This is a genomic window from Metalysinibacillus jejuensis (genome assembly GCF_003057615.1).
Lineage (GTDB): Bacteria > Bacillota > Bacilli > Bacillales_A > Planococcaceae > Metalysinibacillus > Metalysinibacillus jejuensis.
In genome coordinates this window covers 1-9764 of sequence record NZ_QAFW01000063.1, presented here as the reverse complement: position 1 = coordinate 9764, position 9764 = coordinate 1, and the positions used below count along the sequence as shown (strand labels likewise).

The following is a 9764-nucleotide window of genomic DNA, read 5'->3' as shown; positions in this document are numbered from 1 at the left end:
CATCGCATTGAACATCTCACGGTTACTTCGTTTCGAAGGACGACCGGTTGTGTACGGTGGGAAGAACCCTTCAATTTGTTTCCACTGTTCATCTGTTAATTCGTAACGACTTGGCGCCATTTCATCCACCCCATTTTCTGATTTACACCATTGTATCATGGGGTGGAAATAGTTTTTAGACAGAACCTAATTTTCGTTGAAGTTTTATATTTTACAATCGGTGTCAATCCAATCACATAGTCAATACCATCTGGAATGCTACCATTTTCCCGGTCCTCTTTCAGCTGCTTATCTAAGTCCTTTTGCGTTGCATACGCTTCTTTTGCTTCCTGATACATCTTCGCATTCACTGCTTTATACTTGTCCCCATGAATAACCGCATATTGAATTTGCTCTGTCTTATACGACTTAACCGAAATCTTTGGCGCCGCTGCTGCCTGTGCACCTAAACTTTGAAGCGGTAACATCACGAAAAACAACAGCATAATGACGACCGTCCATAACTTTTTCAACGAAATCACTCCCTTTAAGAGATGAGGTTCTTCTCTTTGGGGGTTTTTATTCTATAAACTACTTAATTTGTAGGTGCTATTCCAGGCCAAGGTAAATTATGATTTTTCCAATTTCTTAACGTATCGTAAGCAATAATATTTCGTTCTCGTGTCTTACCATTGCCCGGATCAAACGATTCTAAGTCATCTGCACAGTATGCTTCATATAAGCGATTTGAAACTTGAATAGGCTTATTTGCTCTTTTACTCCAATGATTTAGTAATTCCCAATGCTTTTTTTCTTTAAAATGTTCTACAATTGAATAGATATTGAAGTTGAAATTTTCATAACGCCCTATGTTTTCAGTTTTTGTTAGTTGCGCTAAAAGACATATACTGGCTTGTTGTTGTCCAATAACTTCTGCCAAAAAATTAATTTTAGAATCATCTTTTCTATTTTTATAAAAGTCTGATTTGGTTTTTTTACTTTTCGTTAATTTCCACAAATAATCCTGTTTTTCTTCATAAATTATATATGTACTATTATCTTCTTCATAATTAATTTTATTTTCAATTTCTTTTAAATAATCAGAATTAAATTGAGATTCTTCTACCCATGTTAGAAAATCTGCTAATGTATCAAAAGAATATTCTGCACCCCAGTTTTGCTTTGCGTATTCTCTCGCATATTCCGGAACTCCCCACAGGGCTAACACACTTTCAATACCAGCTTTATGGTACGCAATTATATCTTCTGGAGTATTACCGACCCCTATAATACGAGCATTTTCGCATAATTCAAAGTTTTGCTTTAACCAATTTTTTGCTTTAATAACACCTCGCTCACTCGGTTTAGGCCAAAAAAATTCTTCCTCTTGAGGAATATTAAAAATATTTTTCTGTTTATCAAAAGAATATCTAAAACTTAAACCATTATATTTTTTATTTTTACTTGCCATATATTTAGTATATATTTCCTCATTATATCCGTTTGTTTGATAATGACTTTTCCAAATGTCCGGATATAATGATGGCTGAATTGCATCTGTTTGTGTTAATAAAAATACTTTTCTCCAACTTGCATTGCTCAATATTGCAAAGGGTATATTCTTTTCCTGATGGATTCTCAGTGCTTCTGGATCATAAATAGAATATACATCCGAATAACGCTTTAAAAACTCCTGAAATTCCTCTCTTACTTCATGATTCTTGAAATCTTTATTACCTACTTTAAGTTTAAAAATTTCTTCTTCAAATAGTTCATTTCGGTTACTTGTGTCAACTAAAGTTTGATCAAAGTCGAAAATAATCGCATCCACTTTGGTATTTTTTTTATACTCTCCCTTATTCCATTCGCCTTTTTTACTTAAATTCCATTCATCATAGTTTTCATGTGCGTTTTCATTCATAGAATGAAGGAAGGCAAAATTAACAACATCCCCTGAAAACTCTAATTTAGTAAGTAATTTCTTTAACGCTCTGAAAGAATTTCCTGAAGTAACAATATCATCAACCACTAACAAAACATCCATTTCATGCAACAAACCAGGATTTAGAAACGCCAGTGTCCTCATATTCATTAAAATATTCCTAGTCCCACCATCGTGTGCGGCTTCTTTATTTTTTGTGCGAACTAAATTTGTCGTTAAATCATAAATATTTTGATTATCTATTTGAACTCCTATCACATCTCTGACAACTTGCGTAACACATGTTAATGTTTCTTGCTTACTTGATGGAATGGTAACAACACCAATTTTCATACCTAAATTGTCATTACTAAAAGTAGTTATAAATTCACGTAAGATATTTTGGTATTTTGAATAATTTTGGTAGCATTGGGTTGCCTCATAACAATTATTTGAATGAATATTTGGTTTATATTTTAATCCTTGACCAAAGTTATAACGCATATCATTATTTGTATAATAATTTTTTTTGGCAGTTGGATATAAATCATAATAAAATACGGGTTCTTCTAAACCTTCAAATTTAAATCTATAATGATTCATTGTTTTTTCGTAGCTTATTTTGTTCTTTATTCGCTGTGCCATTTTTCTAGTTCCTCTCTTTAAAATAATTTAATTTGTTTAGCTTCTTGTTGCTTTTCGCGTTTCTTAAATATCCAATTTTTGAAAGTAAGATTAGAATAATACTCATCCATAGATTTTCTAAAAATTTCAATAGTTTCCGGTAAAAATATAGGCATTGCTTCTCCAGTTTTGATATACTTCACATTTCCACTGTATCTATCATTTTTAAAAAATTCCTCACCTAGACGCGAAGAGTAATCAAATAATGCTAAAGGGGTTTTTGTTCTAATTGCATGCTTAATAGCATGATTGGAACCACCCTTCAAGCTAGTTTCTATTGCAATAACACCATCACTTAGTCCGGATTGCCACTCATCTCTAGCTACTAAATTTGCAACTAATTCTCTTCCTTGCATCTTTTTCCCCGGTTCATACTCAGAAATTAGTAAACCACCTTTTTCAACAATTTCGTCTGCAAGATTTTGATTGTTCTTAGGATACACTGATGCATCAATAGGTGTTGGTAATACAGCTACTGTTTTTCCAGTTGCTTCAAGAGCACCTAAATGCCCAATAGTATCACACCCTACAGCAAGTCCACTAACAACAACATATCCATTTTCCGCTAATAAACTAGATAAACGCAGGCCCATTTTGCTACCGAATTCAGTCGGTTCACGTGTACCAATAATTGCAACAATTTTTGAAGAATTTAAAATTTTGATATCTCCTTTGCAAAATAATAGTGGCGGAAAACTTTCATTTACTAATAACCTTTGAGGATATTCTTTCATATATGGATGTAATACTAAAATGTTCTCTTTGAAAGCTATTTCTAAGCTTTCTGCCGCATTTTTTTGAAGCGTTGCCCAACTCACAGTGGAATTATCTAATCCTTTTATAATGCTATTGTTTTTCAAACTTCGTAAAAATGTTTCTGTATAATTAGTTGTCGTTTCTAATTCTTTTTTATTAGTTTTCAACATTTTTTGAATTGTTTTATTACCTATTCCTTTAAGTTTCTTTAAAGAAAGAATTAAATTAGCAATTTGTTCATCTTCATATTTCATTAATTTTTTCTCCTCTGTTTATAATTATATTTTCTTACTATTAACTATCTTAACATATTGTAAATTAATTCCTATACACTTCAACCTTTTAGGTACTGTCAATAATTTTGTGTAAATGACTTTTCACCCGATTAAGGTAGTTCGTCACTTTTGTATTCAAATTAACTTGTTCGAAGCTTTGATTTGGATGTCTAGGAAAGGGCTAGCCCTTTCCTAGACATCCAAATTTCGCGCTGGCGCGTCCGGTTTATTTTACCGGTTCATTTAGTTGCTCAAACATTTCTTCCAGCTTCGCACGGGCCTGATTAAAACCGATGTGACAACGCGTTGCGAAACGTTGATTGTAATCTTCGAATTGCGTCACTAAAAAGCGCTCCAACAATTCTTCGTTCGGGAACTGTTCCTTACGTTTTGTATATTTCTTAATTTGTTTATTGAATGATTCAATCAGATTTGTTGAGTAGATGCTTCACCAAATCGCTTTTGGAAACTGATAAAATGTTAGGAAATACGGGTTTTCCAGTAAGCCTTGTGTGACTTTTTTATACGATTTGCCCCATTTTTCGCAGAACGTCTCGAGCGCTTTTTTCGCTGCTTCGGCTTCCTTTGCCTGGTGAATCGTTTTAAAATCCTCGCACACTTCCTTACGATCTTCTACACGGACTTTATGCATAATATTACGCGCCACATGGACAAGACACACCTGATACTTTGCCTTTGGAAACACGGTAAACACAGCGTCAGCCATGCCCTTTAAGCCGTCTGATACAAATAATAGCACGTCTTCTACACCACGGTCTTTCAGCTCTTCAAGCAGCTCTTTCCAGTTATAAGCCGATTCCGTTGGGGCAATTGTGTACGCAAGCACTTCCTTTGAACCGTCTTCACGAATGCCCACAGCGATATAAACGGCTTCTTTCGACACTGTATCACGACGTACGGCAATATACGTTGCGTCTAAATATACGCACACATATCGATCATGTAGTGGACGTTTATTAAACGCTTCAACCGTTTCTGTTACCGCTTTTGTCATGTTCGAAATTGTTTGTGGCGTATAATGATGCCCATACATTTTCTCGATAAGGTTGGCGATTTCAGACATCGTGATGCCTTTCTTGAACAGGTGAATCACGGTTTCTTCCAGCGTATCGTTCGAGCGCTTATACGGTGCCACTGTCTGTTGCTTGAACTCACCATTGCGATCACGCGGGATTTGAAGCGTTAAATCGCCGTACTCCGTGTGAAGTGTACGCGAATAAGACCCATTGCGAGAATTGCCTGAGTTGAACCCGATACGATCGTATTTTTCGTAATCCAAAAATTCCGTTAGTTCTGTCGCCAACAGCGAGTTGATCGCCATTTCCAAGTGCGAACGAAAAACCTCGGTAATATCTTGTTTTTTTGTAAGTAGCATCGACAATTTCTGTTGTAAACTGATTCATAGGGAAGACCTCTTTTCTAGGATTGGTTGTGGTGACTTAATTCTACCAAGAAAGGGTCTTCCTTTTTACATGGAATTTTTCATTTACACATAATATTTTATACTCTCTACTCAAAGGGCGAATAATAGTTACATGAAATTACATCAACAATTGAGATAAATCGCACAATCATTATTATTCAATCTAGACTACCGGAGTCATTTTATTCGCCTCCTATTTTTCCTCGTATGATACACTACAGTAGGTCCTAAAAAATCGTCATCTGTTAATGTATAAGGTCTTTCTGGATAACTTAGTTTATTGCATGTCGGACAATGCACTTCCCATTCATCTCTCACTTGAATATTGTAATTATTTGTCGGATATTTATAAAGAGGCCTTGGATAATCAAAGGCACCATTTGCGCTCAGATTATTGCGATTATTGTACGAACAATCACTACAAAAATTCGCCACCCACAGTTCATTGCAATCATCGCATGTATATTGCGTCTTCCAGCTATGCTTATTACGACCACTTCTACCTTTACCGCTAATTATTTTAATATTTTTTTGTACACCTTTTCTCGCTTTACCACAAGAAGGACAACAATTTTCATACTGGCTGCCTTCATGTAATAAGCGTTTAAAATAGACGTGTAAATTTTCGCTACGAAATGGTGATAGCATAAAATGAGCTAATTGATGATGCGCCGTATGTGGCAATAAATTAGCTGGTTTTACATTCCAATTTTTTGCCGCATCGTCTAAATGAACAAGAGTCGCTGATTGTACAATATGTTGTGGGCGCAGTAGTTCTTGTAAATAGCGGTACGCTGAACGATTTAAATCTGCCAAATAATTTGCGCGACCGTTTTTCATCACAGAATAATTTTTGTATTTCACATCTAGCGTATGGAAGGTCCACCTATGCGTCTGTTTATTGAGGAAACCAATTACAAAATCTGGCCGATATCCTGTTTCTTCAAATGTATAATCATAATAAATCGCTATATCAAAAGGTCGATCTTTCAAATGAAATTTTTTGCGATACCCACTAATGACATGCGTATTAAGTTGACTATAATTTTGTTCGAGATCTGTAATAAATTCTTTGGTGTCTAGTCCCCATTGCGTTAACTGTTGAATGATTTTTAACAACATCCACACTTCATAAAGTGTCGGCGATTTTAACAAGCTTTGTATAAATAAACGAAAAGTATCGGTTAATTCAGGTAGAAGATTTTCATATTGCAAGTACTGATCATATAGTTCGCTATAAAGCGGATGCATCCGAAATAAATGAGTTTCGTCTGGCTCTTCACTTTCAACTTCTAGTAGTGGATTGTGTATATTATCTTCTATTGTTTGAATAATTGTTTTCCATTGCTTTAGACGATCATCTAATAAAGCAATATCTTTTTGTAATACCCCTAGCAACTGCCTTGGTTTAACCGTTAGCTCTCCGGATGTTTGAACAAGCATGACATGCAACTCGTCCATCTCTAGTTGAAACGTTTGCTTTTGGCGCTGTTCTGCTTCAAGTTCATTTTTTGCGCGCTTCAAGTATTCATCCATCATAAATTTAATCATGCGATTTTCTCGAAGGTCTGTCACTCGTTCATTCGTAATAGCTGACACTTTTCCTTGTTGTTTTATCGCATCTTCAATGATAAGTGCTGGTGTCCATTTGCGTACATCCTTCACATGCACTTTTTTCGTAATTTGACGTAATTCGACTTCTGGCCGTTCACTTAACTCATTAAAAACAGTGTCTGTCTTTAAAATGAGCTGTTGAAAAGTCTCTAATGGAAACAATGGCATTTGGACACGACGTAACAAGTTATTTTCTTGAAATATGTCATCTTTTAAATCGTACGAAAATATTTCAAATAAATGGCGCACTTCTTGCTGCATGATTTTATATTCTTCAATTGACATCGTACCTGGTGTAATATTCACACAAACTTTCTCCAACTCCAAGCCTTGCTTGTCTAATGCGACAACTTCAAAACTACCGCCAACATTAATACCAAAAATGCCATCAGTTCGATGTTTAAAATTATTTTCAACCCAAGAATTACTTTCTTGATACCACATATCTGCTTGTTCATTATAAAAAAGCGCTAGAATAGATTGTCCAAATTGCTGTACAACAACCTCTGCTGCTTCCACCCTTACACCAATTTGAGTCATTTCGCCTTGTATTTTATTATATTCACATGAAAAATACTCTTTACCGTCATACTGCAATTCACTTTTGCATATTACTTCATCATTCACGACTATATTAAATAATTTCATTTATTAACACCTACCAAAATGTAATCGTATGTTTACTATTATTCATTTTTTGAAGTTTTTCAAAAGATTTAGGGTAGTGTTTCATTTGATTAAAAACTATACTTTCCTGCTGCACAAAATCACTTTTTTTGATTTCCAAACGAGGTAAAATTTTACCGTAAATAAGGCGGTCGATTAAACCCTCCATTTCTATCTGTTGCTGACAATACGTTAAGATCGTTTTTAAATGTTTTAGACCTCGACTGTTAAGCGGTGCATTTGGATAACTTTCAAATAAATTTGATATTTCTTGAAGTTTATCAATATATTGTTGCACGCTATTTTCTTCAAAATTGGTTTTAGTAAATGTTTGATAATTCATCGCAATTTTTCCTTCGATTTCTTGAAGGGAGGCCAAGATTTCTTTTTTCTCTTGTATGTTTAAATGATTAATTTCAATAATAAAACTTCTATCAATTACTTTCGGACTTAGTGGCTTAACCGTATGATCCATATTTAATGTTCCAATGAAACGCACATTTGTTGGAATTTCAAAGACTGGTGGATAATCTTCTACTAATTCTCTTGCGCTTTGTAGTCTCTCCACATCTACTTTTCCTTCTTCTAAAATTAATTTTGCTGTTTCCCAATGACGTTTTGGATAAAGATGGATTTCTTTCGTACGTCCTTCTCGCGCACTCAGAATTTCAGAAAAATAATACTCTACATGTGCTAAATTCATCTCATCTAAACAAATTAAAAATATTTTTTGTGCATTTTCTTCCTTATTGGCTTCAGCTAGCGCTTCCATAAATGGCGTCGGTACAAAAGCTTTATCCGTTGGGTGGAAGTAACCAAGCAAATCTTGCGTATCAGTCCAACTCGATTGAACAGGCACCATACGCACTTCCACATTTTCGAGTGCACGCGCGAATGCATGCACAATACTTGATTTCCCTGTTCCAGATGGTCCTGCCAATACCGTTAGAACATTTGCTTGTAAGGAATACATAAAACTACGTATAATGTCTTCTTGATAGATAAGTTGTTGCTCATCATTGTGATAAATCAGTGATTGTAATGTCTTAATGAACGAGTCTCGCTCATAGTTATAAATCTCATATTCTTCATCTGTTAAATTTTTTTCACCTTGATCTACACGTTTATATTTTTCAATTTTTTTCATAATTTCTAACCATCGTTTCGAATCTTCATCTAAGTTAGTTTGTTCGTCTTGAAGTTGCTGCTGTTTTCGCTCTACTTCTTGCAATTGATTATTAAGGTTTTCGAATTCTTGGTTCACATGATTCTTTAAAGGCTCAGACCGTTCCATTAATCGCTTTACAATATAATCTTCAAGCAATGTTGGTTCTTCTGGGATTTCTAAAATTTCACGAATATTTTCGTTTTTTGCTGGCTTTAATATTACTTCAAGAATATCTGGAAGGGACTGGGCTATTGAAGTAGCACTTCTAAATTCCACATAGATTAATAGATGGCGATAATGTTCGTTTCGTGATTCGTTATAATACGCTTCAACAATTTCACCAATTTCGAAGGAAGCGTTTTCAGCAGGCGCGGATACTTCCCATGGTATATCTAAAAATGGATGCTGCATATCTTTATAACCATCTTCTGTTAATTCAACTGGAATCCCCCCAACAAATTTATTGGTTACTTCTGTAATACGAAGAAATAATTTTTTACCGTTAAATTTTCGGAATGCTTTAGTAAATGTTTTGACTAATTCTTCGGAAAGTTTGTCATTTTCATATTCTTCTTTCAATTTCTCTAACACAGATTTAATATCCCCTTGAAGCCAATTAACATAAACAGACTCCAATTTAATAGGAGAAACAACTTTTTCTAAGTAGTCTTTCGTCACTATTAACATCCCCATCTCGATTAACTTGGCTTTCTTTTGCATTGCGCTATCTTCTGTGTAAGTTAAAATACTTATTAATTGTTTCAATTTTTCAAGATCATATTGACTAAAATAATCTTTGAATATCTTTTTACGTTTTCCTTTCGTGCCAGCTTTTAAGAACTCTACTACTTCCTTCTCTGCGTTTTCGACTAATTGACTAGTAGGTTGCTTATCTAATAACCAATTTTGTAGTATCTGAATTGCACTATAATATTGGCTTATTTCTGAATCTGTCCATAAGACTTCGTTTTCATTCGTTGTTAAAACCATTTCTCTCAATCCTTTATTTAATAATATAGAACTATCATATTTTGATATATTATAACATGTCTGTTGATTAACTAATTTTTACCAATAAAATGCAATAAAAAAGAGAGATTCCATGTAAAATGTAAGTTACCACACCAACATTTACGAGGAGGAATCTCTCATGGCTAAGAATACCACGATTTTCATGTTACTTCAAAACTTTATTTCACAGGAAGAAATCAACGAAATTCTTGTTGAATATGGTTTTGAAGATACAGCTCGTAAATG

General features: G+C 34.4%; 5 protein-coding genes and 2 pseudogenes. All 7 read right to left on the bottom strand.

Annotated elements, in window-relative coordinates; genetic code table 11:
- A pseudogene (locus DDE80_RS15785) lies at window positions 1-120 on the bottom strand (IS5-like element ISLpl3 family transposase); the annotation flags it as partial.
- A gap of 35 nt (window positions 121-155) precedes the next feature.
- On the bottom strand, window positions 156-512 hold the full coding sequence (locus DDE80_RS12820; protein WP_108308260.1) for a hypothetical protein: 357 nt from the start codon (window positions 510-512) through the stop codon (window positions 156-158).
- A gap of 62 nt (window positions 513-574) precedes the next feature.
- The gene (locus DDE80_RS12815; RefSeq protein WP_108308258.1) at window positions 575-2545 is read right to left on the bottom strand and encodes a hypothetical protein; all 1971 of its coding nucleotides are present in this window, start codon (window positions 2543-2545) and stop codon (window positions 575-577) included.
- Window positions 2546-2562: 17 nt separating this feature from the next.
- Entirely contained in the window at window positions 2563-3594 is a 1032-nt protein-coding gene (locus DDE80_RS12810; protein ID WP_108308256.1) for a DNA-processing protein DprA, read from the bottom strand.
- Window positions 3595-3841: 247 nt separating this feature from the next.
- A pseudogene (locus tag DDE80_RS12805) lies at window positions 3842-5039 on the bottom strand (IS256 family transposase).
- Between the two features lie 197 nt (window positions 5040-5236).
- On the bottom strand, window positions 5237-7321 hold the full coding sequence (locus DDE80_RS12800) for a hypothetical protein (protein WP_108308255.1): 2085 nt from the start codon (window positions 7319-7321) through the stop codon (window positions 5237-5239).
- A 10-nt stretch (window positions 7322-7331) separates the two neighbouring features.
- Window positions 7332-9497 (bottom strand): McrB family protein, encoded by a 2166-nt coding sequence (locus DDE80_RS12795; RefSeq protein ID WP_108308253.1) that lies wholly within the window; start codon window positions 9495-9497, stop codon window positions 7332-7334.
- Between the last annotated feature and the right edge of the window lie 267 nt (window positions 9498-9764).